This is a genomic window from Variovorax sp. KK3, assembly GCF_001984055.1.
GTDB lineage: Bacteria > Pseudomonadota > Gammaproteobacteria > Burkholderiales > Burkholderiaceae_C > Variovorax.
The window spans coordinates 60727-84714 of sequence record NZ_LYVO01000025.1; the positions used below are offsets into that span (position 1 = coordinate 60727).

Annotated in this window: 22 protein-coding genes and 2 pseudogenes; 15 read left to right on the plus strand and 9 right to left on the minus strand. The window is 68.6% G+C overall.

The genetic code is table 11. The annotated features are described in order from the left end of the window. Positions 1-64: 64 nt before the first annotated feature. Positions 65-1045: a tripartite tricarboxylate transporter substrate binding protein gene (locus tag B0W80_RS14380; RefSeq protein WP_083745395.1), complete on the plus strand. Its 981-nt coding sequence runs from the start codon at positions 65-67 to the stop codon at positions 1043-1045. 12 nt (positions 1046-1057) lie between these two features. Here the strand turns inward: B0W80_RS14380 and B0W80_RS14385 are convergent, their stop codons facing one another. From B0W80_RS14385 to B0W80_RS14395, 3 genes are all read right to left on the minus strand, one after another. Then, positions 1058-1471, minus strand: coding sequence for a putative toxin-antitoxin system toxin component, PIN family (locus B0W80_RS14385; RefSeq protein WP_179106920.1), 414 nt, complete (start codon positions 1469-1471; stop codon positions 1058-1060). Between the two features lie 17 nt (positions 1472-1488). Beyond that, positions 1489-1743 (minus strand): hypothetical protein, encoded by a 255-nt coding sequence (locus tag B0W80_RS14390; protein WP_076999831.1) that lies wholly within the window; start codon positions 1741-1743, stop codon positions 1489-1491. Positions 1744-1854: 111 nt separating this feature from the next. Continuing rightward, a complete protein-coding gene (locus tag B0W80_RS14395) occupies positions 1855-2748 on the minus strand; it encodes an NAD(P)-dependent oxidoreductase (protein ID WP_076999832.1) in 894 nt (297 codons plus the stop codon). Between the two features lie 218 nt (positions 2749-2966). Between B0W80_RS14395 and B0W80_RS14400 the strand changes: the two genes are divergently transcribed. From B0W80_RS14400 to B0W80_RS14425, 6 genes are read left to right on the plus strand one after another with little or no spacing between them, the layout of a single operon-like run. Further along, entirely contained in the window at positions 2967-3791 is an 825-nt protein-coding gene (locus B0W80_RS14400; protein WP_076999833.1) for an ABC transporter ATP-binding protein, read from the plus strand. Continuing rightward, positions 3784-4503 carry an ABC transporter ATP-binding protein gene (locus B0W80_RS14405; protein WP_076999834.1) on the plus strand — a complete coding sequence of 240 codons (720 nt, stop codon included), beginning with the start codon at positions 3784-3786 and terminating at the stop codon, positions 4501-4503. Before B0W80_RS14400 ends, B0W80_RS14405 begins: the two co-directional genes overlap by 8 nt. Before the next feature lie 37 nt (positions 4504-4540). Beyond that, complete coding sequence (locus B0W80_RS14410) at positions 4541-5767, plus strand: ABC transporter substrate-binding protein (protein WP_076999835.1); 1227 nt, start codon at positions 4541-4543, stop codon at positions 5765-5767. Position 5768: 1 nt separating this feature from the next. Next, positions 5769-6656, plus strand: a complete 888-nt coding sequence (locus B0W80_RS14415) for a branched-chain amino acid ABC transporter permease (protein ID WP_076999836.1) — start codon at positions 5769-5771, stop codon at positions 6654-6656. Next, positions 6653-7657 carry a branched-chain amino acid ABC transporter permease gene (locus B0W80_RS14420; RefSeq protein ID WP_076999837.1) on the plus strand — a complete coding sequence of 335 codons (1005 nt, stop codon included), beginning with the start codon at positions 6653-6655 and terminating at the stop codon, positions 7655-7657. The genes B0W80_RS14415 and B0W80_RS14420 overlap by 4 nt, the downstream gene beginning before the upstream one ends. 19 nt (positions 7658-7676) lie before the next feature. Further along, positions 7677-9122: an aldehyde dehydrogenase gene (locus B0W80_RS14425; RefSeq protein WP_076999838.1), complete on the plus strand. Its 1446-nt coding sequence runs from the start codon at positions 7677-7679 to the stop codon at positions 9120-9122. 31 nt (positions 9123-9153) lie between these two features. Here the strand turns inward: B0W80_RS14425 and B0W80_RS14430 are convergent, their stop codons facing one another. Together B0W80_RS14430 and B0W80_RS14435 are read right to left on the minus strand one after the other, a co-directional pair. Beyond that, positions 9154-9642 carry a cupin domain-containing protein gene (locus tag B0W80_RS14430; RefSeq protein WP_083745396.1) on the minus strand — a complete coding sequence of 163 codons (489 nt, stop codon included), beginning with the start codon at positions 9640-9642 and terminating at the stop codon, positions 9154-9156. A gap of 58 nt (positions 9643-9700) precedes the next feature. After that, positions 9701-10684: a tripartite tricarboxylate transporter substrate-binding protein gene (locus tag B0W80_RS14435; protein WP_076999859.1), complete on the minus strand. Its 984-nt coding sequence runs from the start codon at positions 10682-10684 to the stop codon at positions 9701-9703. Between the two features lie 189 nt (positions 10685-10873). Between B0W80_RS14435 and B0W80_RS14440 the strand changes: the two genes are divergently transcribed. After that, on the plus strand, positions 10874-11782 hold the full coding sequence (locus tag B0W80_RS14440; RefSeq protein WP_076999839.1) for a LysR family transcriptional regulator: 909 nt from the start codon (positions 10874-10876) through the stop codon (positions 11780-11782). Positions 11783-11791: 9 nt separating this feature from the next. On the opposite strand, the gene B0W80_RS14445 is transcribed toward B0W80_RS14440, so the two are convergent. Continuing rightward, on the minus strand, positions 11792-12517 hold the full coding sequence (locus tag B0W80_RS14445) for a Sua5/YciO/YrdC/YwlC family protein (RefSeq protein WP_076999840.1): 726 nt from the start codon (positions 12515-12517) through the stop codon (positions 11792-11794). A 198-nt stretch (positions 12518-12715) separates the two neighbouring features. On the opposite strand from B0W80_RS14445, the gene B0W80_RS14450 reads away from it, so the two are divergent. Both B0W80_RS14450 and leuD read left to right on the plus strand, forming a co-directional pair. Continuing rightward, a complete protein-coding gene (locus B0W80_RS14450; RefSeq protein ID WP_076999841.1) occupies positions 12716-14116 on the plus strand; it encodes a 3-isopropylmalate dehydratase large subunit in 1401 nt (466 codons plus the stop codon). After that, positions 14113-14721 carry a 3-isopropylmalate dehydratase small subunit gene (gene leuD / locus B0W80_RS14455; protein WP_076999842.1) on the plus strand — a complete coding sequence of 203 codons (609 nt, stop codon included), beginning with the start codon at positions 14113-14115 and terminating at the stop codon, positions 14719-14721. The genes B0W80_RS14450 and leuD overlap by 4 nt, the downstream gene beginning before the upstream one ends. Positions 14722-14741: 20 nt before the next feature. Here leuD and B0W80_RS14460 read toward each other — a convergent pair whose 3' ends face one another. Further along, positions 14742-15578 (minus strand): GntR family transcriptional regulator, encoded by an 837-nt coding sequence (locus tag B0W80_RS14460; protein WP_076999843.1) that lies wholly within the window; start codon positions 15576-15578, stop codon positions 14742-14744. Positions 15579-15736: 158 nt separating this feature from the next. Here B0W80_RS14460 and B0W80_RS14465 point away from each other — a divergent pair, with 158 nt between their 5' ends. Beyond that, entirely contained in the window at positions 15737-16600 is an 864-nt protein-coding gene (locus B0W80_RS14465; RefSeq protein WP_076999844.1) for an oxaloacetate decarboxylase, read from the plus strand. A gap of 40 nt (positions 16601-16640) precedes the next feature. Continuing rightward, entirely contained in the window at positions 16641-17654 is a 1014-nt protein-coding gene (locus B0W80_RS14470; RefSeq protein WP_076999845.1) for a tripartite tricarboxylate transporter substrate binding protein, read from the plus strand. Positions 17655-17780: 126 nt separating this feature from the next. On the opposite strand, the pseudogene B0W80_RS14475 reads toward B0W80_RS14470, so the two are convergent. Beyond that, positions 17781-18680, minus strand: a pseudogene (locus B0W80_RS14475) (LysR family transcriptional regulator); the annotation flags it as partial. Between the two features lie 26 nt (positions 18681-18706). Here B0W80_RS14475 and B0W80_RS14480 point away from each other — a divergent pair. Next, a complete protein-coding gene (locus B0W80_RS14480) occupies positions 18707-19789 on the plus strand; it encodes an alkene reductase (protein WP_076999846.1) in 1083 nt (360 codons plus the stop codon). 42 nt (positions 19790-19831) lie between these two features. On the opposite strand, the gene B0W80_RS14485 is transcribed toward B0W80_RS14480, so the two are convergent. Further along, a complete protein-coding gene (locus B0W80_RS14485) occupies positions 19832-21301 on the minus strand; it encodes a DUF1254 domain-containing protein (protein WP_076999847.1) in 1470 nt (489 codons plus the stop codon). A 408-nt stretch (positions 21302-21709) separates the two neighbouring features. On the opposite strand from B0W80_RS14485, the gene B0W80_RS14490 reads away from it, so the two are divergent. Then, positions 21710-22960, plus strand: a complete 1251-nt coding sequence (locus B0W80_RS14490) for a S9 family peptidase (protein WP_218668902.1) — start codon at positions 21710-21712, stop codon at positions 22958-22960. Positions 22961-23033: 73 nt separating this feature from the next. Next, a pseudogene (locus B0W80_RS14495) lies at positions 23034-23988 on the plus strand (hypothetical protein); the annotation flags it as partial.

The following is a 23988-nucleotide window of genomic DNA, read 5'->3' on the forward strand; positions in this document are numbered from 1 at the left end:
GTTGAACCAATGATTTGGCAGCGCATCGTATAGCAGCCCGATCCATCACACAAGGAGACTTCGCATGAACTTCAACCGACGCCAGACGCTGGCCGCCCTCGGTGCGATCAGCGCCGGCGGACTGCCGCTCGCCCGCGCGCAAACGCCATCGCCATCGCAGGCATTTCCCTCATCGGTGATCAGGTTCGTGATTCCGACGCCGGCAGGCGGGGGCCACGACACGATGATGCGGCTCATCGGCCAGAAGCTCACCGAGGCGTGGGGCCAGCCCTGCATCGTCGAGTCGAAGCCCGGTGCGAGCGGTGCCATCGCGGCCGCGTCGGTGTCGCAGGCGCCGGCCGATGGCCACACGGTGCTGGTCGGCTACAGCGCGCTCCTGAGCAACACGGTGCTCATGCCCAAGCCCGGCTATCGCCTCGAAGACCTGCACCCGGTAGGCATGCTGGCGCTCACGCCGATCGCGATCGGCATCCGCGAGAGCCTGCCGGTGTCGACGCTCAGGCAGTACGTCGCGCTCGCCAAGACGCGCCCCGGCAAGATCTCGTACGGCTCCTATGGCCAGGGCTCGGGCGGCCACTTCGTCGGCGAGCTGTTCAACATGGCGGCCGGCATCGACACCGTGCACGTGCCCTACAAGGGCGAGGCGCCCGCGCTGCAGGACCTGCTGGGCGGGCAGATCGACGCGGCCGTCACCTCGGTGGGCGGCGTCAACCGCTACCCCGGCAAGATCAAGCCCCTGGCCGTGGCCAGCGCAGCGCGCTTCCCTGCCTACCCCGACGTCCCGACCTTCGCCGAACTCGGCTACCCGCAGGTCGACATGCCCGGCTGGGCTGCCGCCTTCGTGCCGGCGAAGACGCCGAAAGCCATCGTCGACAAACTGACCGCCGAGATGAGCCGCATCCTCGTGATGCCGGACGTACGCACCAAGCTTCTCGAGCTGGGCTTCGAGCCGATGCCGTGGAACGGCGACAAGACCCAGCGCTTCATGAAGGACCAGCTGGCGCTGACGCAGAAGCTGGTGGATGCGGGGCGGGTGAAGTTGTAGCGGTTCAGCGGATTAGCTTCTCGCGCCGAAGACCTTGACAGCCTGCGCGACGGTGACGATCGGAACCTCTCCGAAACGCTTGAGCGAAAGCAGATCGTCGTCGCCCGTGACAACGAGATCGGCGCGCGCAGCGATTGCGCACGCCAGCACCGCGTCATCATCGACATCGCGCGAAACCTGCGCATCGAGGGGTCGCGCGGCCACCACCGTCGCTATCCGTCGATAGCTGGCAAGCATGTGATCCGCACGCGAGCCCGTCGCTTCGACGTACCTCGCCAACTTCTTCTTGGACAGCGTGGCTGCCAGTTCGTCAAGAAGCACGCGACTGGTGAACAGTTGCACTTCTTTCTCCCCGGCCAGTTCGATCACACGCCCCGGCGGACCTTTCCACAAGAACGCCGATACGAGCACATTGGTGTCGACCACCCACCGCGGCCGACGCCTCATGCCGCCGAGCTGCCCTTGGTGCGTCGTGCGCGGCGCACCGCACCGACCTCGGCTTGAATCTCTTTCATCGAGAGCGGCTTGGCGCCCGGCGAGCTGCCACGAGCCGCACCCGCCAGCAGCGCCTGCGCGGCGCGGCGCTGCATGGCGTCCTTGAGCATTTCACGCAACGCCTTCGGCGTGAGCAAGCCTGCGGCCTGCGCTTCGCGAGCGAGGCGGTCGGGCAAATCGAGCTTGACTTCGAGCGTCATCATGACGTTTCTTCCTTGAAGACTGACGAGCGGGCGATGCGGCTTCGCCCCGTTCAAATCGAGGGTAGCACGCCGACGGCAGGTCTCTGCCCGGTTCCGGCCAGACGCATGTGCTCAGCGCGCGACCTCGACACCGGCCATCCGCTCCAGCACCTGCACCACGTGCGTCATGTCGTCATCGCCGTGGCCCGCGGCGATGGCGTGATCGAAGAACTGCTTGGTCAGCGCGCTGGTGAAGGCGGGCGTGCCGGCGGCCTCGGCCTCTTGCAGGAACAGGCGCAGGTCCTTGCGCATGAGCTCGATGCGAAAGCCGAAGTCGAAGCGGCGGTTCACCACGTCCTGGCCCAGCAGCGACTCGCTGGCGAAGCTGCGGGCGGTGCTGGCGTTGAGCATCTCCAGCAGGAGGCCGGCTTCCAGCCCGCTCTTGATGCCGAACAGCACCGCTTCGGTCGTCGCCACCAGCGTGGCGGCCACCGTCATGTTGTTGACGAGCTTGAGCACCTGGCCCAGTCCGGGCTGCTCGCCCACGTGGACCACCTTGCGGCCGAAGGCGCGGAACACCGGCTCGCAGCGCGCGTAGGCCTGCACATCGCCGCCGGCCATCACCGACAACGTACCGGCCTCGGCACCCGGCACGCCGCCGGCCAGCGGCGCGTCGAGCGATGCGATGCCGCGTTCTCCCAGGCGCTGCGCCAACGTGCGTGCCATGCTGGGGCCGGTGGTCGAATGGTCCACGACCACGCGCACGCGGCTGCCGGCGGCGACGCCGTTCTCACCGACCACCACCTGCGCCACCACGTCCGGCGTGGGCAGGCAGACGAGCACGAGGTCCGCGCTGTCGCCGACCTGGCGCGGCGAGTCGCAGCGGCGGGCGCCTTGCGCCACCATCGCGGCCGCTGGCGCATCGCTCGTGTCGCAGACGAACACCGCGTGGCCTGCGCGCAGAAGGTGAGGGACCATGTGCCGCCCCATGGCACCCAGCCCGATGAACCCGATCGTGTCTTGCATCGCATGTCTCCGTGAAAAAGATGCGGCGCATGCTAGGCCGGCACGGCAGGCGCCTCAAACGAGAAATCGGCCCGGCTTGCGTGAGCGCAGCGCAAGCGAACGCCTTTCGATTCGCGCTTTTCGCTTGCACAAAGCTCAAGCGACGGCGCCGATTTAATCGTTTGTTGCGGCACGGCCCGCTGCCTAGCATTCGCCCCATTGCAAACACGGAGCGAGACATGCCAGGGCACGACGCCACCTCATCACGTCCAGACGCGGACGACGACCTGATCCTCCAGACGCGCGGCCTGACGCGGCGTTTCTTGGGCTTCACCGCCGTGCAGGACGTCGACCTGAAGGTGCGCCGCGGCAGCATCCACGCGCTGATCGGCCCCAACGGCGCCGGCAAGTCCACCTGCTTCAACCTGCTGACCAAGTTCCTCGAGCCCAGCGCCGGCACCATCCACTACAACGGCATCGACATCACGCATGCCGCGCCGGCCACGTTGGCGCAGCGCCGCATGGTGCGCTCGTTCCAGATCTCGGCGACCTTCCCGGCACTCACCGCGTTGCAGAACGTGCGCATCGCGCTGCAGCGGCGCAGCGGTGCGTCGTTCTGCTTCTGGCGCAGCAACCGCACGCTGCATGCCCTGCACCCGCGCGCCATGGAGCTGCTGGAACAAGTCGGGCTCGACGCGCATGCCGACGTGCCGGCGAGCGAGCTTGCCTATGGGCGGCGCCGCGCGCTGGAGCTGGCGACCACGCTGGCGCTGGAGCCCGAGCTGATGCTGCTCGACGAGCCGACCCAGGGCATGGGCCACGAAGACGTCGAGGCCGTCACCACGCTGATCCAGCGCGTGGCCCGCGGCCGCACCGTGCTGCTGGTGGAGCACAACATGCAGGTGGTGTCGCGCATCGCCCACACCATCACCGTGCTGCAGCGCGGCCAGATCCTGGCCGAAGGCAGCTACGAGGCCGTGTCGCGCGACCCGCGCGTGGTCGAGGCCTACATGGGCAGCAGCACCGCCGCGTTGGGCGGGGCGCAGGAGCCCGGCCATGGCTGACACCCGGCAAGAAGTGCTGCGCGTGCGCGGCCTCACCGCGCACTACGGCGATGCCCAGGTGCTTCACGGCATGGACTTCGAGGTGCGCGAGGGCGAGGTCGTCAGCTTGCTCGGCCGCAACGGCGCTGGCCGCACGAGCACGCTGCGCGCCATCCTGGGCCTGACCGGGCGGCGGGCCGGCTCGGTGCAGATCTACGGCCGCGAAACCATCGGCCTGCCATCGCACACCGTGGCGCGGCTGGGCCTGGGCTACTGCCCGGAGGAGCGCGGCATCTTCGCCAACCTCAGCTGCGAAGAGAACCTGATACTGCTGCCCACGCTGCGCCCCGGCGGCGCCAGCCTGGCGCAGATCTACGCGATGTTCCCCAACCTGCGCGAGCGCAGCGCCAGCCCCGGAACGCGACTCTCGGGTGGCGAGCAGCAGATGCTGGCACTCGCCCGCATCCTGCGCACCGGCGCGCGCCTGCTGCTGCTCGACGAAATCTCCGAAGGCCTGGCGCCGGTGATCGTGCAGGCCCTGGGGCGTGCGATCGGCGCGCTGCGCGCACAGGGCCACACCATCGTGCTGGTCGAGCAGAACCTGCCCTTCGCGCTGCCGCTGGCCGACCGCCACCTGCTGGTGGAGCACGGCCGCGTGGTGGCCGACATCGCCGCCGCCGATGCGCACCGGCCCGACGCACGCGCCCGCTTCCGCGAGGCGCTGGGCGTCTGACGAATCCCTTTCCACTGAACCACCAGGAGACATCGACATGAACATTCTTCGCGCGCGCGCCGCAGCCGCCTCGGCACTGGCGGCTCTTGCATTCGCCGACCCGGCGTCGGCCCAGACCGGCGCGTCCGACGACGTGGTCCGCATCGGCCTGCTGACCGACATGGCCTCGCTCTATTCCGACTTCTCGGGAAAGGGCTCGGTGGAAGCGGTCCGCATGGCCATCGAGGACTTCGGCGGCCAGGTGCTCGGCAAGCCGATCGACCTGGTGTCCGCCGATCACCAGAACAAGCCCGACATCGCCGCGACCAAGGCGCGCGAATGGTTCGACGCCGGCAAGGTCGACGCCATCGTGGGCGGCGTGTCCTCGGGCACGGCGCTGGCCATCTCCGAAGTCGGACGGCAGAAGTCGCGCATGGTGATGATCACCGCGGCCTACACCTCGCGGCTGACCAACGAGGCCTGCGCGCCCTACACCATCCACTACCAGGTCGACACCAACGCACTGACCAACACGCCGCGCACTCTGGTGCGCCAGGGCGCCGACAGCTGGTTCTTCCTGACCGCGGACTACGTGTTCGGCCAGACGATGCAGGCGGACGCCACCGCGGCCATCCAGGCCGGCGGCGGCAAGGTGCTCGGCGCGGTGCGGCATCCGTTGAACTCGCCGGACTTCTCGTCGTACCTGCTGCAGGCCCAGGCCTCGAACGCCAAGTTCATCGGGCTCGCCAATGCGGGCGGCGACACCATCGCGTCGATCAAGGCGGCGCGCGACTTCGGTTTCTTGCGCAGCGGCAAGCAGAGCCTGGTCGCGATGGCGCTGTTCCTGAGCGACATCCACGCACTGGGCCTGCCGGTGGCACAAGGCATCTACACCACCGCCAGCTTCTACTGGGACCGCGACGAGAAGAGCCGCGCCTGGTCGGAGCGCTTCTTCAAGCGCACGGGAAAGATGCCCTCGGAGGTGCATGCGGCCGACTACTCCGGCGCGACGGCCTACCTGAAAGCCGTCGCCGCCGCCGGCACCGACGACACGAAGGCGGTGCGCGGCAAGCTGCGCGAGCTGCCCATCGACGACATCTTCGCGAGCGGCGGCCGCATCCGCGACGACGGCCGGCTGGTCAAGGACGTCTACCTGGTGCAGGTGAAGACACCCGCCGAATCGAAGCGCAGCTGGGACTACCTGAATGTGCGCGCCACCATTCCCGGCAGCGAAGCCTTCCCGCCGATCGAGAAGGGCCAGTGCGCCCTGGTGAAGAAGAGCTGACATGGATGCCGTGTTCGGCGTGCCGCTGCCGGCACTGATGGGGCAGCTCGTGGTCGGCCTGGTCAACGGCTGCTTCTACGCACTGCTCAGCCTGGGTCTGGCCGTGATCTTCGGCTTGCTCAACGTGGTGAACTTCTGTCATGGCGCGCTCTACATGTCGGGTGCGTTGCTGGCCTGGGCCGGCATGGCGCACCTGGGCCTGTCTTACTGGCTGGCGCTGCTGGCGGCGCCGCTGGTCGTGGCGGCCGCGGCGGTGGTGTTCGAGCGCACGCTGCTGTCGCGCCTCTATCGCTTCGACCACCTCTACGGCCTGCTGCTGACCTTCGGCCTGGCGCTGCTGCTGGAAGGCGCGACGACGCAGGCGGTCGGTTCATCGGGCCTGCCCTACCCCGCGCCGGAGCTGCTGCAGGGTGGCATCGACCTGGGCTTCATGGTGCTGCCGGCCTATCGCGCCTGGGTCGTGGTGGCGGCCCTGCTGCTGTGCGGCGCCACCTGGGCGCTGATCGAGCGCACGCGGCTCGGTGCCATGCTGCGCGCCGGCACCGAGAACCCGCGCCTGCTGGGCGCATTCGGTCTGAACGTGCCGCGCCTGGTGACCGGCACCTACGCGGCCGGCGCTGCGCTCGCGGCGCTCACCGGCGTGCTGGCCGCGCCGCTGACGCAGGTCAGCCCGCACATGGGCTCGAACCTGCTCGTCGTGGTGTTCGCCGTGGTGGTCATCGGCGGCATGGGCTCGGTGCTCGGCGCCATCGTCACCGGCCTCGGGCTGGGGTTGGTGGAAGGCCTGTCGAAGGTGTACTACCCGCCCTTCGCCAACACCGTGGTGTTCGCGCTCATGGTGCTGGTGCTGCTGACGCGGCCGGCCGGCCTGTTCGGGAGGCGCGTATGAAGCCGAAGCTTCTTCTGGGCTCTGTGGTGGTGGCAGCCGCGCTGGTCGTCGCGCCTTTCGTGGTGTATCCGGTGCTGCTGATGCAGGCGCTTTGCCTCGCACTGTTCGCGAGCGCATTCAACCTGCTGCTGGGTTTCGGCGGCCTGTTGTCCTTCGGCCATGCCGCCTTCCTGTCCTGCGCAGCGTACGTCACTGCGCTGGCCGTGCGCGACTTCGGCGTGCCCGCCCCGCTGGGGCTGCTGCTGGGCACGGCCACCGCGGCGCTGCTGGGCCTGGCGATGGGCGCGGTGGCGATCCGGCGGCAGGGCATCTACTTCTCGATGATCACGCTGGCGCTGGCGCAGATGGTGTATTTCTTCTTCGTGCAATCGCCGTGGACAGGCGCCGAAGACGGCATGCAGGGCGTGCCGCGCGGCACGCTCTTCGGCCTGGTCGACCTCGACGACAACCTGGCGATGTACTTCTTCGTGCTGGCCGTGTGCGCCGCTGCCTTCGCGCTGATCGTGCGCACCGTGCATTCGCCGTTCGGCGACGTGCTCAAGGCCATCCGCGAGAACGAGCCGCGCGCGATCTCGCTGGGCTACGACGTGTCGCGCCACAAGCTGCTGGCCTTCGTGCTGTCGGCCGCGCTGGCCGGCCTGGCCGGCGCGTTGAAGGCGCTGGTGATGCAGCTCGCGTCGCTCAACGACGCGCACTGGCACACGAGCGGCGACGCGATCCTGATGACGCTGCTGGGCGGCCTGGGCACGCTGGCGGGCCCGGTCGTCGGCGCCTTCATGCTGACCGGCCTGCACCACGTGCTGTCGGGCATGGGCTCGTGGCTCCTGGTGCTGAGCGGGCTCGTGTTCATGGTCACGGTGATGGTGTTCCGGCGCGGCGTGGTCGGGCAGATCGCTCATCTCTGGCAACGGCGAACCGCCGCGCGTACCGCCGAAGCATCCGTCGTGCCCGCAACGCCTGCAGCGCCTGCAACGAGCGCGCGCCCCCTGCACACCACGTGATTCATACGAGGAGACCGACGTGACCCCCACCCCCACCCGCACCCTGAACTACCTGCACGGCGAATCGGTGCCGCCCATCGGCGGCGACTGGCTCGAACAGCTCGATCCGCGCACCGGCCGGCGCATCGGCGACGTGGCCGCCAGTGGCCCCGAGGACGTCGCGCAGGCCGTCGAATCCAGCGCCCGGGCCTGGCCGGCCTGGCGCGCGCTGCGGCCCACCGAACGCGGCCGCGTGCTCGTCGAACTGGCCCGCGTGGCGCGGCGTCACGCCGCGCTGCTGGGCGACATCGAATCGCGCGAGACCGGCAAGCCCGGACGCGAGATGCCCGCGCTGGTCGACCTCGTCGCGCAATTCTTCGAGTACTACGGCGGCATCGCCGGCACGATGGACGGCGAGCTGATCGACGTCGGCCCCGCGTACCACAGCTACGCACTGCGCGAGCCCTTCGGCGTGGTCGGCGCGATCCTGCCGTGGAACGCGCCCCTGCACCAGGCCGCGCGCGCCATCGCCCCGGCGCTGGCGGCCGGCAACACGGTCGTGGCCAAGCCCTCGGAGTTCACCTCCGGCTCGCTGGTGGCGCTGGCGCGCCTGGCGGTCGAAGAAGCCGGCCTGCCGCCCGGCGTGCTCAACGTCGTGCTCGGCACCGGCCCCGTGGTGGGCGCTGCGCTCGCGGAGCATCCGCAGATGCGCAAGATCTCCTTCACCGGCAGCGTGCGGGCCGGCCAGGCGCTGGGCCACATCGCGGCCGAGCGCATCCTGCCGCTCACGCTGGAGCTGGGCGGCAAGTCCGCCAACATCGTGTTCGACGATGCCGACCTGGCCGCCGCAGCAGCGGGCTCCGCACGCGCCTTCACCTGGAACAGCGGCCAGTGGTGCGCGGCGGGAACGAGGCTGCTGGTCCAGCGCAGCATTCACGACGACTTCGTCGGGCGCCTGGTCGAGGCCGTGGCGCAGATCCGCGTGGGCCCGGAGCACGATGCCACGGCCGGCCCCATCACCACGCGCGCGCAGTACGAAAAGATCCTGTCGTACTTCGACGTGGCCGCGCAGGAAGGCGCCCGCGCCGCGATCGGCGGCCGCCTGCCCGACGAGCCGCGCCTGCGGCAAGGCTGGTTCATCGAGCCAACCGTCTACGTCGGCTGCCACAACGACATGCGCATCGCGCGCGAAGAGATCTTCGGCCCGGTGCTGTGCGTGATCCCCTTCGACGACGAGGCCGATGCGCTGCGCATCGCCAACGACTCGCCCTTCGGCCTGGCCGCAGGCATCTGGAGCCGCGACATCGGCCGCGTGCATCGCGTCGCCGCACAGCTGGATGCCGGACGGATCGTCGTCAACGAGTACGGCGGCGGATTCGTGCAGAACCCGTGCGGTGGCTACAAGGCGAGCGGGTATGGACGCGAGCAAGGAAGGGACGCGCTGGCGCATTACACGCAGCAGAAGTCGGTGATCGTCCGGTTGTAGGCGTGGCGGGGCGATCCCGAGGGGCGATGTGCTACGGCAGCTCGACCCCAGCCGCCGCCGCGACGGCCCGCACCTGCTCCGGCCAATTGATGTTCCCCGGGTCCTGCCCGCTGGCCATGCCCAGCAGGTATGCCGGCTCGGTCGCGATATTGCGGAAGCCGCGCGATACGCCCGGTGGGATCGAGATGGTGTCCCACGCCTCCAGCACCACGCTGCGCTCGCCTTCGGGGCCCCAGAAGACCTGCCATCGACCCGTGAGCGCGACGAAGACCTCCTGCGTCAGGTGGTTGTGCAGCGGGGCCGACTTGCCGGGCTCGCAGCAGACGATGTTCAGGTGGAAGCCCTCGGCGGCGAGCGGCGCGGCCGGCGGCGTGCCGATCACGCGCCAGGTGATGCGCTCGCAGCCCGGGATGGCGCTGTCCGCGTAGTCCTGCGTGGGCTTCAGTGTCCGGAAGCGTGCGACGCGCGCTTCCATCTGTTCGATGGTGGGATTCGCGTCCGTGATCGGTGCCGTGGCCATGGCTTGCTCCGCAAACGTCGACGCGCCAGTGTAGTGGCGCAGCGCCCCGGCCGAAGCGTCAGCTGCCCGACATCTTGCGCTCGCGGATGAACTGCGATTCCTTGCGATAGCGCTCGCTCAGAAAAGCGCCGAACTGGCGCGAGGACGAGTTCTGCACCGCCACCATGCCGGCCTTCTCGAAGCGCGCCTGCAGGCCCGGGTCGGCCATCGCTTGCGCGATGACGGCCTCGTATGTCTCCAGCACGGCGCGGGGCAGGTTGGCCGGCCCCACGAGGCCGTACCAGATGGTGACGTTCATGCCCGGCAGACCGAGTTCGTCGTAGGTCGGCACCTCGGGCATGTGCGGCAGGCGCTTGGGCCAGGCCACGGCCAGCGCCTTCATCTTCCCGGCTTCGACGTAGGGGCTCAGCAGCGCGGCGCTGTCGCTCATGAAGTCGAGCGTGCCGGCGACCAGGTCGGTGGCGGCCGGCGCCGAGCCGCGGTAGGGCACGTGCACGAGGTGGCCGCCGAGCTCGTGGTTGAGGTGCTCCAGCACGACGTGGCCCAGCGAGCAGTTGCCCGGCGTGCCGTAGTTGCCCGCGTTGGGCTGCTTGCGCGCCACCTCGCGGAAGGCCTTGAAATCGGCCACGAGGCCGGGCCGCCCGACCAGGATGTTGGGCATGTCGGCCACCATGGCGATGGGGGTGAAGCTCTTGACCGGGTCGTAGCGCAGGTTGGGGTTGCACGAGGGGTTGACCACGTGCGTCGACACCGAGGCGACGCCGATGGTGTAGCCGTCGGGCGCCGCGACGGCCAGCGCCTCCGCGCCGAGCGCGCCGCCGGCACCGGCCTTGTTGTCGACGATGACGGGCTGGCGCAACTTGTGCGACATCTGGTCGGCCACGATGCGCGCCACGATGTCGGCGGGGCCGCCCGGCGCGAAGGGCACGATCATCCTGATCGGCTTGGTCGGGAATGTGCGCTCCTGCGCCACTGCAGGCAACCCCGGGAATGCGGCGATGCACAGCGCCGCGGCCAGGGCGCTCCATGTCTTGAACTTCATCATGTCCTCATGTTTCAGGCTTGCTTTTCTGCGACCATGCGACCATGCGATCGAGGGACCGACCGAGGCTTCCTTCTCCGACGCCACCCAAGGCCGGCGCGGCGTGCGCGAGTCCGTTGCATGGCATTGGACAGAGTTGCCTCCAGGTCGGTCAATCCATCGTTTTTCACGCCCCCATTCCACCCGGTCATGACGATCTCGACCAAACGCCGCCTGCCGCCCATCAGCCACATCGAGGCTTTCTTGAGCGTGATGCGGCTGCGCAGCATCACCGCCGCGTCGGAGGAGCTGTTTCTCACGCAGGGCGCCGTGAGCAAGCAGGTGCAGGAGTTCGAGAAGTTCGTGGGGGGACGCGTGTTCAACCGCAGCCCGCAGGGCCTGCAGCCCACGGCGTTCGGGCAGGCCCTTTACGAACGGCTGTCGCCGCTGGTCACCGCGTTGTCGGCGGCCTTCGTCGACGCCCGCGCGCAGACGCGCAGCGTGCTCAACATCTCGGTGCCACCGAGCGTGGGCATGGAAATCCTGGCGCCGCGCCTGCGCGAGTTCCAGGAGACGAATCCGGAGCACCAGATCAACCTGATCACCCGTGTGGGCGAGGTGGACCTGGACTGGGAGAGCCTGGACGCGGCGGTCATCTCGGGCATTCCTCGCTCGACGGCATACGTCAGCGAGAGGCTGTTCACCCCGGCGCTGCATCCCTATGTCTCGCCCTCGCTGTTGACAACGGGCACCGGGCCGGGGCTGGACGTGCTCGCCACGGGCAAGCTGATCGCGGTCGCCAACATGGTCGATGCCTGGCCCGACTACTTCGCCACTCTCGGGCTGCCGTTCGAGCCCACGCAGGTGGCGAGCGTCCATTCGATGCTGAGCACCAGCGCGCAGGCGGTGATCAGCGGCTTCGGCATCGCCCTGCTGCCGGCCTATGTCGCCGACCAGCACGCGCGGGCCGGTGCCATGGTGCGGATCAGCGAGGTGCCCTACCTGGGCATGAAGCCGTACTACCTGCTCGCGCGCCGGCAGGTGGTGTCGAGCGAGGCGTTCCAGGCGTTCCGCAATTGGCTCGTGCCACTGCTGGCCGCCATGGACGACGCGCCTTGACCCGCCCCCTCAGGACAGGTCCCGGAGCGCGAACTCGTTCAGGTGGCCGGAGGGCAGCGCATCCAGGCCCGGGTCGGGCGGCAGTTCGACATCGAAGAATCGCCGAAGCACATCCGAGATCAGCTCGTAGTACGCGCCGATACGCACCACCTCCATGGTGCTGAAGTTGATGACCGTGCCCGCACGCTTGTAGAGGTGCCCGCGGCGCAGCCCGTGGTCGATGGTGATGTCGGCGATGCGGCGCAGCTCCTCGGGAATGTCTTCGACCCGGAAGCGCGTACCGGTGCCCGAATAGTTGGCGGACGAGCCGAGCAGCGGCACCACCTCGTCGTGGCCGAGCCGGCAGAGCTCTGCATGGAAGGTGCCGGCATTGAGCAGCAGCGCCACCGTGCCGGCCGCCGAACTCGCGCGCAGCAGCTCGGGGTCCAGCTTGCGCATGAGCGGATGGTCTTCGCGGAAGGTGCCGACCACGGCGAGCGGCAGGTCGTGGTCGAGCACCAGCGTCTCGACCATCTGCTGCGCGCGCTTGTCGAGCGTGTGCAGCTCGCGCTGGGTCTCCAGGCTCGCGGCCATGGCGTTGCGCTTGTGGCTGCCGCGGCGCTTGTTCTCGAAGATGGTACGCAGCGGCTCCAGCGACGAGCCGCAGAAGGCATAGCCCGTGTCGTTGGGGACGAGCGCGATGCCGCCTGCCTTGATGGTGTCGATGACGCGTCGCGCGTCGGCCTGGATGTTCATGCTGAAGCTCCTGTTGCAGTGAAGGGGTGCGGTTGCGGGGCCGTGTTCATAGTCTAGGAACCACTGCGGGCGACGGCAACGCGCACGGGGCTAGGTGTTTGCGGCAAGTGTTTATACGTTTCGGACCTCTTGCCGCGATGGGTGGTGTTTATATTTCTAGAATCACCCCGCCGAACAACCCCCGATCGGAGGCCCCGCATGACAGCCAAGACGCTCTTCTCGAAACTATGGGACACCCATGTCGTCCAGTCGTTCGAGGACGACTGGGCGCTGCTGCACATCGACCGTCACCTGATGCACGACCTGGGCGGCGCGCCCGGGCTCATCGAGCTCGGGCGGCGTGCGCTGCCGGTGCGCAACCCCGAGCTGGTCTACGCGACGCCCGATCACGTGGTGTCGTCCGAAGCGGGCCGCACGGGCCAGAGCTTCCCTGGCGGCGCTGCGCTCTATGCGGGCCTGAAAGCGCGCACCAAGGCCAGCGGCATCCGCTTCTTCGATCTCGGCCAGCCGGGCCACGGCATCGTCCACGTCATGGCGCCGGAGCTGGGCATCGTTCAGCCGGGCCTTACCGTGGTGTGCGGCGACAGCCACACCTGCACCAACGGCGCGCTCGGCGCCATGGCTTTTGGCATCGGTTCGTCGGAGCTCGCACACGTGCTCGCATCGCAGACGCTGCTGCAGCGCAGGCCACGCACCATGCGCGTGTGGCTGCACGGCACCGCCGGCGCCAACGTGACGGCGAAGGACATCGCGCTGTTCATGGTGTCGACGCTGGGCGCCGGCGCAGCGGCGGGCCACGCGGTGGAATATGCCGGTCCGGTGGTGGCAGCATTCGGACTCGAAGAGCGCATGACCCTGTGCAACATGTCCATCGAAATGGGCGCGCGCATCGGCATGGTGGCGCCCGACCGCAAGACGGTGGACTACCTCGCGCAGACGGAGCTCGCGCCACGCGGTGTCGCCTTCGACCAGGCCGCCGAAGCCTGGATGGCGCTGCGCAGCGACGACGACGCCCGCTTCGACAAGGACGTGTCGCTCGACGTCTCGGGCATCGGCCCCATGATCACCTGGGGCACGAGCCCGGACCAGGCGATGGGCATCGGCGAATGCGTGCCCTCCGGCACACTGGCCGATGCGGACGCCTACGGCGCGATCGACAAGGCCTGCCGCTACATGGGCCTCGCCATGGGCCAACGCCTGCACGGAACACGCATCGACCGCGTCTTCATCGGCTCGTGCACCAACTCGCGCATCAGCGACCTGCGCGATGCAGCCCGGCTGATCCGGGGCCGCAAGGTCGCGCCCCACGTCCAGGCCTGGGTCGTGGCCGGTTCGGAGAACGTCAAGCGGCAGGCGGAACGGGAAGGCTTGGCCGACGTGTTCAGGGCCGCCGGCTTCGACTGGCGCGAGCCCGGATGCAGCATGTGCGTGGCCGCGAACGGCGAAGTCGGCAGCCCCGGCGAGCGCGTCGTCTCCACGTCCAACCGCAACTTCGTCGGGCGCCAGGGGCCGGGCGTGCGCACGCACCTCGCGAGCCCGGCCACCGCGGTCGCGTCGGCGCTGGCCGGCTGCGTCGCGAGCGCGGGAGACCTCGCATGACGCCGTTCACACGCATCGAGGGAACGGCCGCCGCCATTCCGCAGCCCAACATCGACACCGACGTGATCATCCGCATCGAGCGGCTGACGGCCCATGGCCGCGACGAACTCGGGCCCTTCGCGTTCGAGGCGCTGGCGCAGCTGGCGGACGGGTCGCCGAACCCGGACTTCGTGCTCCACCAGCCGATGTTCCGCGACTCGCCCATCCTGATCGCGGGGCCCAACTTCGGATGCGGCTCGTCGCGCGAAGGCGCGGTGTGGGCGCTGGCGGGGCGCGGCATCCGCTGCGTCATCGCCGAGAGCTTCGGCGACATCTTCTTCTCCAACTGCTTCCAGAACGGCGTGCTGCCCGTGCGGCTCGCGCGCGAACAGGTGGCGCAGCTCGGTGCCCTGACGGGCCAGGGCCGGCCGCTGACGGTCGACCTCGTCGAGAAGCGAATCGAGGCCCACGACGGCAGCAGCTTCGCCATCGAGATCGACCCGATGAAGCGACAGGCCCTGCTGGAGGGGCTCGACGACATCAGCGCCACGATGCGCCGGACGGACGCCATCGACACCTGGCAACGGCAGGACCGGATCGCGCGGCCCTGGGTGTGGGCGCGCTGACGCGTCGCCATCGGCCGCAATCAGCCCCGGCTTCTGCCGCCCTTCTGCGGCGGCGGTGGCGCCACGTCGTGCACGATGCGGCCGCCGCCCATCGTGTTCATCGCCTTGCCCGGCAGGTCCATGAGCACACGGCTGCGCTCGGGCGTGAGGTAGACCGAGATGTGCAGGACGGGGTGGCCCTTGTGGTCGTGCATGAGCCGCACCATCCTGAGGATCGGTGAGCCCAGGCCCACCTGCAGGTGCTCCGCCAGCGACGGGTCCGCCGGCTGCGCGCTGGTTTCTTGAAGCACGCGCCCGAACTTCATGCCCTGCGCAATGAGGATCTCGTAGAGCGGCCGCTTGCGCAATGCAGCCTGCGTGACACCCCGGCCGTGCGTTCCCGCCACCCAGGCATCGGTGAGCATGACGGGTACGCCGCCGGCACTGCGCAGCCGCACCGCATGCACCGCCCTGGCCTGCGGTTGAAGGCCGAGCAGTCGCGTGACGTCGACCGGCGGCTCGGCGGATGCGACCTCCAGCACTTGCACGCTGGTCTCGTCCGCGGCCAGGCGAAGCTCGTCGACGATGGTCAGGCTCGGCGTCCGGCGCACTTCGATGTCGTCGCGCACGAAGGTGCCCTGCCCGTGCCTGCGATCGACGTAGCCTTGCGCGGCCAAGTCGCTCAACGCCCGGCGCACCGTGATGCGCGAGACGGCGAAGCGTTCGCAGATGGCGATTTCGCGTGGCAGCGCACCCTTTTCGGCATAGACGCCGCGCGAGATCTCGTCGCGCAGCACCATGAAGAGCTGGCGATGCAGCGAGGTTCCGGATGCCTTGGCCAAGGGGGAGGTGGCGCTCGCGCTTTTGACGGTCGACATGGCGGCTGAATGCTCTTTCCGACGAAGGGGCAAAGGGGAGGAACGTATAACAACTTGCCGGAAACACCTACGCATGGCGGCGTTGACCGGGTCGATGGTGGTACCTATTCTATAAACACAAGACCTCGCCGCCCAACACCTTCCATTCACTGCCTTTTATGCCTCTCTCGAAGTCACTCAAGAACGCGCTCGCCGCGCCCGGCCTCCTCGTCGCACCGGGCGTGTACGACTGCATCGGCGCCACCCTGGCCGCCGAGGCGGGCTTCGGCGCCATCTACATGACGGGGGCCGGCGTGTCGATGTCGCTGGGCTATCCGGATTTCGGCCTGCTCACGCTCACCGAGATGCGCGACCGGGCCGCGACCATCGCCCGGTCGGCCCGCCTGCCGCTCATCGCCGATGCCGACACGGGCTACGGCAACGAGCTGAACGTGATCCGCACGGTGCGCGAGTACCAGGACGCGGGCGCGGCGGCGATCCACATCGAAGACCAGGTCTCGCCGAAGCGCTGCGGCCATCTCGACGGCAAGGAGATCGTGCCGCGCCAGGAATTCGTTTCGAAGATCCGCGCCGCGGTGTCCGCGCGCACGACGGACGATTTCATGATCATCGCCCGCACGGACGCGATCGCCGTCGACGGCTTCGACGAAGCGGTGTGGCGTGCCAATGCGGCGCTCGACGCCGGCGCCGACATCGCGTTCGTCGAAGCACCGCGCAGCCTCGACGAGGCGGCCGCCGTGCCGGCGCGGGTGCATGGCGCCTGCCTGATCAACCTGGTGCCGAACGGCCGCACGCCCATCACGACGACGGGCCAGGCCGAGCAGATGGGCTACAAGCTCGCGATCCTGCCGGCGCTCACGCTGATGGCGACGCTCGAAGCCGTCGACGACGCGCTGGCGCAGCTGCGGCTTTCGCGTGAGCTGCCGCAAGGCCGGCAGAGCGTCGAGGCCGTCTTCCGCAGGTTCGGCGCCGGCGAATGGGAAGCGCAGCGCAGGCGATTCGGCGCCGGCCTGCCGATGTGAAACGCACCGCACACAACACCTAGAAACCAGGAGACTTTCAGTGAACCATGGCCTCGTCGAATCGCACGCCGAACGCGTGCCGAAGCTGCACCGGCGCCGCTTCCTGGCCTGCATGGCCTCGTCCGCCGTCGCCGCACCCGTGTTCGCGCAGCCGTCGGCCTGGCCCACGCGGCCGATCAAGCTCGTCATCGGCTACTCGCCCGGCGGCACCGGCGACGGCGTCGCGCGGCCGGTCGTCGAAGGCCTGGAGCGCAGCCTGAAGCAGCCGATCGTCATGGACTACAAGCCCGGCGCCAGCGGGCTGATCGCCGCCGACTACCTCGCCAAGGCACCTGCGGACGGCTACACCATCCACATGTCGGACAACGGCGCGCTGTCCATCGGGCCGGCCACGCGCAAGCTCGGCTACGACCCGGCCGCATTCACCTACCTCGGCAGCCCCGGTGGGCTGCCGCTGGTGCTGATCTGCAGCCCGAAGCTGCCGGTGACGACGCTGCCCGAACTCGTGGCCTACGTGAAGTCGCATCCGGGAACGATCGACTACGCCACCGGCGGCGTGGGGGGCTTGCCTCACCTGATCGCGGAGCAGTTCAAGGGCCTGATCCATTCGGACATCACGCACGTGCCGTACAAGGGCCTCGGCGCGGCGCTGCCGGACCTGATCTCGGGCCGTGTGGCCTTCGGCTTCTTCGGCAGCATCGGCGTGCTGGGGCACGTGAAGTCCGGCAGCGTGCGCGCGCTGGCCGTGACCTCGGCCCGCCGGATCTCCCAGCTGCCCGATGTGCCGACCACAGCCGAAGGCGGATTCCCGCAGATCGACTCGACCTACCAATCGGCGATCATCGCGCCGCCCGGGCTGCCGCCCCAGGTCGAAGCGCAGCTGGCCGCCGCCGTGCAGCAGCTCACGCGCGACCCGCAGGTGGTGGCAGGGCTGGAAGCGGGCGGCTTCTCGATCGCGCCGCTGTCGCCTGCGGCGACGAAGAAGCTTTTTCAGCAGGAGCTTCTGAAGTGGAAGGCGCTGATCGTGGCGAACAAGCTCAACTTGAACGAATAGCCTGGCCTCTCTCCCTCTCCCAGAGGGAGTGGGAGCAATACCAGAGGGCGCGGGCTGCTGCGCCAGCTCGACGATCAACGCACGCAACCAGACGTGCACCGGGTCGTGCCGATAGCGCACGTGCCAGGCCATCTCCACCGGAAAGGTCCCCAGGTCGATGGGCGTCGGCAAGATCTTCAGGCGCCGGTCGTGCGCCAGCCGGCGGCAGATCAGGTTCGGCAAGGTAGCGCAGTAATCGGTGACAGCCACCACCTCGGGGATCGCAAGAAAGTGCGTGACCGACACCGCCACCTCGCGCTTCAAGCCCTCGCGCTCCAGCACCTGGAAGAGCCCCGCGCGCAGGCGCCCGGGCGGCAGCACGTTGACGTGCCGCAGCCGCTCGTACTGCTTCTTCGTGATCCTGTCGCCCACCTGCGGGTGGTCGGCCCGCACGATGCACGACAAGCCATCGTCCATCAGGTGCTGCACCACCAGGTTGTCCGGCGGATCGACGAAACGGCCGAGCGCCATCGCGGTGGTACCTGAAACGACGCCGGTCTCGGCGAGGTCCGCGCCGTAGGGCGTGAGCCGCAGGGCGATGCCCGGCGCGCGCTCGCGCAGGCTCGCCACGATCGCGGGCAGCAGCACGAACTCGACATAGCTGTTGGGCGCGATGGTGATGCGCTGCTTCGCCTTCGCGGGCTCGAAGGCCTGCTGGCCCCGCACCACGTCGTCGAGGCTCGCGAGCGCCGCGGCGATCACCGGTGCCAGCTCCAGGGCCTTGGCCGTGGGCTGCATGCCGTAGCGCTCGCGCACGAACAACGGGTCGAGCAGCATCGATCGCAGGCGTGTCAACGAATTGGACAGCGCGGGCTGCGTCATGCCCAGGCGCTCGGCAGCGCGCGTCACGCTGCGCTCTTCGATCAATGCCAGGAACACGGGCAGCAGGTTCAGGTCGTATCGCATCCAGATATGTTGCACGGGACATATCTGGAATTCAACGGATAAATTGGATGAATGGGCTTCGCGGACGCATCCTTCAGCCATCGACCACTTCACCGGAGCTGAACACCATGTCTTCCGAAGCCCTCTTCTCCCCCACCCGCCTGGGTGCCATCGATGTCAAGAACCGCATCGCGATGGCGCCGCTCACACGTTCACGCGCCGGCATGGATGGCGTGCAGTCGCCGCTGGCCGTGGACTACTACCGCCAGCGCGCCACAGCCGGGCTCATCATCACCGAGGCCACCAACATCTCGAGGCAAGGCCGTGGCTATGCCTACACGCCCGGCATCTACACCGATGCGCACGTGGATGCCTGGGCGCGCGTCACCGATGCCGTGCACCAGGAAGGCGGCCGCATCGTGATGCAGCTGTGGCACGTGGGCCGCATGTCGCACGTCAGCCTGCAGGAGAGCGGCGCCGCGCCGGTGGCGCCCTCCGCGATTCGCGCGGGGACCACCGTCTTCACCGAGAAGGGCTTCGAGCCGCCCTCGATGCCGCGCGCACTCGACACGTCCGAGATCGCCGGGATCATCGACGACTACCGCCAGGCCGCGCTTCGGGCGAAGCAGGCAGGCTTCGACGGCGTCGAGGTGCATGCCGCCAACGGCTACCTGCTCGAGCAGTTCCTGCGCGACAGCACCAACCAACGGCAAGACCGCTACGGCGGCAGCATCGAGAACCGCATCCGCCTGCCGCTGGAAGTGACGGAAGCCGTCGCCGGCGTGTGGGGTTCCGACCGGGTGGGCCTGCGCCTGTCGCCGCTTTCCACAGCCGTGGGCGACACGCCGCTCGACAGCACGCCGATGGAAACCCACGGCCACCTGGTGCGGCGGCTCGGCGAGATGGACCTGGCTTACCTGCACGTCGTCGAAGGCCAGCTGCACAGCGACAACGGCGGCGATGCCTTCGACGTGAAGGCGCTGCGCTCGGCCTTCGGCGGCGCCTACATGGCCAACAACGGCTACGACCGCCAGCTGGCGAGCACGGCGACGGCATCGGGCCACGCCGCGATGATCGCCTTCGGCAAGCCCTTCATCGGCAACCCCGACCTGGTCGAGCGGTTGCGCACGAACGCGCCCTTGTTCGATGCGCCTTCGTCGCTGTACTTCGGCGGCGGAGCCCAGGGCTACACGGAATTCGCCCGGGCTTGAGGCGGCGAGGCGGGGCCGCGTGGCGCGATGCCTCGGCGGCCCTCAGCGCAGACGCGGCACTTCCGGCGGCGTCCACTGCCCGCCGGTGATGGCGGCCTGCGGTCCGTAGGCCCGCAGGTACAGAGAAAAGTCCTCGTCCTTCGGCGCGGGCAGCCAGTTGCCGGTATCGCCCGCATCGGGTGGCGTGGACTGAACGTGCAGGGTCAGCGAGCCGTCGGCGTTGTAGCGCAGCGTCTTGCTCTTCGTGCCGAGCGAATAGCGCTTCAGTTCATTCGGCGCGAAGAAGTGGTGCTTGTTGTAGACGGTCAGCGACCAGAAGCCGTCGACCGGCGGCGTCGCACCGCGCGCGAAGGTCACGGTGTAGGCATGGCGGCCGTTGAGGCGCTGCCCGTCGGCATCGAGGTCTTGATAGAAGTACTTCGTCTCGTTGGGCGCGTTCACGAAGATGTTCGACTTGGCGATGGCCGTGCGGGTGAAGTAGTCGGTGCCGAAGGCGGCGGTGTTCGTCGTCGTGCTCCAGTGGCCGGGCAATGGCAGGCCGAAGTTGCGGAACTCGAACAGCGGCGCAATCAGTTCGGCATCGGCCTTGCGCGCCTCTTCGTCCATGGCCTTGCGCAACGCCGGGTCGGCCTTGGCCGCTTCGACGACTGCCAGCACCTGCGCATAGCGCGCCTGCTCGCCCGGCAGTGGGGGCGCGTCTTTCAGCGCCGCCGGCAGCAGGTCGAAGAACTTCTCCGGTATGACCCACGCGCGCTCCGTGTCGGAGCTCGCGGCCGCGGGCATCTGCCGAAGCGATGACCACTGCACCGATTTCACCGTGCCGTCGTACTGGTCGAGCGGGTACATGGTCACCAACTTCAGCACCTGCTGCACAGCCGCCTTGTCGCCCGCGTCGTCGTCCATGAACACGCGGGGAATCACGCTGCCCGTGCTGGTCGAGGCGCGAAACACCTGCGTGATGCCCGCGGGCACATCACCTTGCCAGTTCGGCCCGACCAGCATGTAGAAGCCGGGCCGGGTGCCGTACATCCTGCCCAGCTGCGCGAAGCTGTCGGTGCGCGAATCGACGACTTGGTAGACCCAGAAGCGCTCGCCGAAATCGGGCACCTGGATCACGACCGGCGACTTGTCGAGCGCCAGGAATCCACTGCCGTAGACGACGTCCTGGTTCGGGCAGGCGACGGCGCGCACCTCGGGCGGAAAGTAGTCGGTGAGCATGGTCAGTTCGTTGAGCGGCGCGAGCGGCGCGCCGCCCACGTACATGCGCGTCGGCACCTGGCTGTACGCAGCGCGTCGGCTCATCACGTTCACGAGCGGCCAGGCCCAGAAGTAGGCATCGCGTGCGACCAGCCGGACATAGCTGTCGGTCAGCCGTGTGCCGGGCACGGGGCCGGCGGGCCGCGGCGTCGAAGCGGAGGGCGCGGTCGGAATCATGGTGGGGGTGTCGGGCATGGCGGCATGTGCGCACAAGGGCGCGATGGTGAACAGGGCGAGGGCGCGAATCGAAGTCATCGTGAAACCGGAAGGTGTGCACACGACTTTACGAAACGGCGGGCCATGTGGCGACTCGCGTTTCCGACGAGCCGCAAAGGCTGCGCCGTGCGAGCGAAAAGCCGCTCGGCGCATTCACTTCGCGACCCGCATTGCTCACGTTTCGGCGTGGCTCACGGCGCCTTTCGAGCACCCGCAGCCCATGCCACGCGACCCCGCCGACAACGCCGCGCCAACCTGAGCGAAGGGTTGATTTCAGATCACCTTTCGCGGGAAAAAATCGTCACAAGCTATTGATTTGAAAAGAATTTCTTGCAGTCTTCGATCGAAGGAAAAGGCGAGTCGTCAAACGTGAGCATGACTCATATATTCCCTGCATCGCAAACCAACCCGGTCACAAGGAGACCTGCAATGCAACGGAGAAACTTCATGAAAAACGCCGGCAGCGGACTCGCATCCGCCGCCGCCATCGCCGCCACGGCCACCACCGCCCTGGCGCAAACATCTGCGGCGACCGCGGCGCGGCCCGACCAGCGCATGGCCCGCAAATACCGCTTCGACGACCCCAACATGGACCTGTTCTTCATGGCCGCCATGAGCTGGGGCCCGACCGGCGGTCTGGACATCGGCCAGGCCCACTACGTGGCATCGAATATCCAGGACGGCGACGCCGACAGCTGGATCGCTGCCTTCTCGAACTATGGCGACCTGCAGAACCAGCAGGCCGAGAACTGGAAGGGCAAGGGCTGGAAGCGCGAGGCAGGCGAGGCGCGCCTGAAAGCCTTCGCGAGCTATCGCTCGGCCTGGCAATTCGCCGCGCCCGGTGAAGTCTTCGCGTCGATCTACGCCAGGCACAAGGCGGCCTTCGCCACCGCGATGAAAGAGCTGGAGATGCCCGCCACCTTCTTCGGCGTGCCTTACAAGGGCCAGCAGCTGCCCGGCGTGTACTTTCAGAATGCGGCCAGGAATGCGCCGGTCGTGCTGGTCATCGGCGGTGCCGACACCTGCTTCGAAGACCTGTTCCTGACCTGCGGCCGCAACCTGCTCGACCGCGGCTACTCGGTGGCGCTGGTCGACCTGCCCGGCCAGGGCATCAACCAGGCCAACGGCCTCTACTGGGAAGCCGAAGCCGAGAAGCCGATCGCCGCGACCATCGACCTGCTGGTGGACCGCTTCGGCGCCAAGCCCGGCCGCATCGCACTGCTCGGCCTGAGCCTGGGCGGCTACTTCGTGGCCCGCGCGGCAGGGCATGAGAAGCGCGTCGCCACGGTGATGGCGAGCACGCCCTTCCCCGACCCCGCGGACCTGTTCGAGAAGTCGGTGCGCCACGCCATGGCCGCCGGCAACGGCACGCCGCCGACCGTGGCCGCGACGCGCAGCTACCAAGGCTCGCTGTGGAAGGCCGGCGCGAAGACCCCCGAGGAATTCATCACCCGAACCGCCCGCATGAAGGCCGACGCCTCGCTCGTCACCCTGCCCTTCCTGTCGATCCTGGGCGCGGGCGACTCGCCGGTGTTCGCCTCGCAAGCCAAGGCCTGGCACGCGCAGATCCCCTCGGCGCGCAAGTCCTTCGTGCTGCTCGACGCCGCCACCGGCGCCGACGGCCATGTGCAAGTGAACAACCGGCTGCGCCTCACGCAGGAATGCTGCGGTTGGCTCGGCGAGATCTTCTCCGCCTGATTTTTCGAGCCCGGTTCCTCGGGCCTTTTTTTCAAACCCTGCGGTCGCGACGGCCGCTCCTTCGAGATCAGCCATGTCTTCGATCATGTCTTCCATTCAGAACAAATCGAGCGGGCCGCGCCTTGCTCGCAACCGCACGTCACAACTCGTCCAACTGGCGCTCGGCGTCATGGCCGGCGGGCTCCTGCTCGCCGCTGCAGACACCGTTCGCGCACAGAGCGTCTGCTCCGCCAACGGCAACAACTGCTACATCGGCAACGTCGGCAATCCGGGTCCCCCTCCGTCCAAGCAGGAACGTAATCAGAACGGCCGCGACGGCAACGCCGGCGAGTCGGTCATGGGCATCTCGGCCACCGTGTCGTCCGCCAGCGGTATTGCCTACACGTCCGATGGCGCCATGGCCGCCATCCAGATCGAAGCCGTCGGTGGCAGCGGCAGTTCCGCGACCAACGCGAGCAACGACCACGAAGGCTCCTTGCCTTCCTTGTCCGGCGGCGCCGCCGGTGCCACGGGCGACGTGACGCTGGTCATTCCTCAAGGTGTCTCCGTGCAGGCGATCGGCATGCCGGACGCCAACACGGCGGACTTTCCGCCGCCGGCCATCTGGGCCTACTCCGCCGGCGGCAACGGCGGCGGCGGCGGGATCGGCACCTTCAACGGCGCCAACGGCGCGTCGCAGCCGGGCGCGGTGGGCGGCAACGTGAGCATCACGAACCGGGCCGCTCCCGACCAGACCGACCGCGTCTTCACACCGGGCGTCACAGGTGCCGTGATCGGCAATGCCACCGGCATGTTCGGCGAGTCGGTCGGCGGCAACGGCGGCAGCGGCAACAACCACGTCCCCGACTACAACGACCAGGGCGCCAGCGGGGCCAACGGCGCCGGGGCCGGCACCGTCACGATCACGAGCAGCACCTCGGTGGTCGGCTATTCCAACCTGGGCCACGGTGGCGCGGCCAACGCGACCCCCGGCGCCGGCATCTGGGCCCTGAGCGCCGGCGGCAACGGCGGCACGGGCGGCACCGGCG

Coding starts and splice junctions, on each gene's coding strand:
- B0W80_RS14405 (WP_076999834.1), top strand. CDS start 3,784: ATGGCTGACACCCGGCAAGAAGTGCTGCGCGTGCGCGGCCTCACCGCG.
- B0W80_RS14490 (WP_218668902.1), top strand. CDS start 21,710: ATGAAAAACGCCGGCAGCGGACTCGCATCCGCCGCCGCCATCGCCGCC.
- B0W80_RS14380 (WP_083745395.1), top strand. CDS start 65: ATGAACTTCAACCGACGCCAGACGCTGGCCGCCCTCGGTGCGATCAGC.
- B0W80_RS14485 (WP_076999847.1), bottom strand. CDS start 21,301: ATGACTTCGATTCGCGCCCTCGCCCTGTTCACCATCGCGCCCTTGTGC.
- B0W80_RS14410 (WP_076999835.1), top strand. CDS start 4,541: ATGAACATTCTTCGCGCGCGCGCCGCAGCCGCCTCGGCACTGGCGGCT.
- B0W80_RS14420 (WP_076999837.1), top strand. CDS start 6,653: ATGAAGCCGAAGCTTCTTCTGGGCTCTGTGGTGGTGGCAGCCGCGCTG.
- B0W80_RS14390 (WP_076999831.1), bottom strand. CDS start 1,743: ATGATGACGCTCGAAGTCAAGCTCGATTTGCCCGACCGCCTCGCTCGC.
- B0W80_RS14445 (WP_076999840.1), bottom strand. CDS start 12,517: ATGAACATCCAGGCCGACGCGCGACGCGTCATCGACACCATCAAGGCA.
- B0W80_RS14400 (WP_076999833.1), top strand. CDS start 2,967: ATGCCAGGGCACGACGCCACCTCATCACGTCCAGACGCGGACGACGAC.
- B0W80_RS14415 (WP_076999836.1), top strand. CDS start 5,769: ATGGATGCCGTGTTCGGCGTGCCGCTGCCGGCACTGATGGGGCAGCTC.
- B0W80_RS14480 (WP_076999846.1), top strand. CDS start 18,707: ATGTCTTCCGAAGCCCTCTTCTCCCCCACCCGCCTGGGTGCCATCGAT.
- B0W80_RS14465 (WP_076999844.1), top strand. CDS start 15,737: ATGCCTCTCTCGAAGTCACTCAAGAACGCGCTCGCCGCGCCCGGCCTC.
- B0W80_RS14460 (WP_076999843.1), bottom strand. CDS start 15,578: ATGTCGACCGTCAAAAGCGCGAGCGCCACCTCCCCCTTGGCCAAGGCA.
- leuD (WP_076999842.1), top strand. CDS start 14,113: ATGACGCCGTTCACACGCATCGAGGGAACGGCCGCCGCCATTCCGCAG.
- B0W80_RS14395 (WP_076999832.1), bottom strand. CDS start 2,748: ATGCAAGACACGATCGGGTTCATCGGGCTGGGTGCCATGGGGCGGCAC.
- B0W80_RS14440 (WP_076999839.1), top strand. CDS start 10,874: ATGACGATCTCGACCAAACGCCGCCTGCCGCCCATCAGCCACATCGAG.
- B0W80_RS14430 (WP_083745396.1), bottom strand. CDS start 9,642: ATGGCCACGGCACCGATCACGGACGCGAATCCCACCATCGAACAGATG.
- B0W80_RS14450 (WP_076999841.1), top strand. CDS start 12,716: ATGACAGCCAAGACGCTCTTCTCGAAACTATGGGACACCCATGTCGTC.
- B0W80_RS14435 (WP_076999859.1), bottom strand. CDS start 10,684: ATGAAGTTCAAGACATGGAGCGCCCTGGCCGCGGCGCTGTGCATCGCC.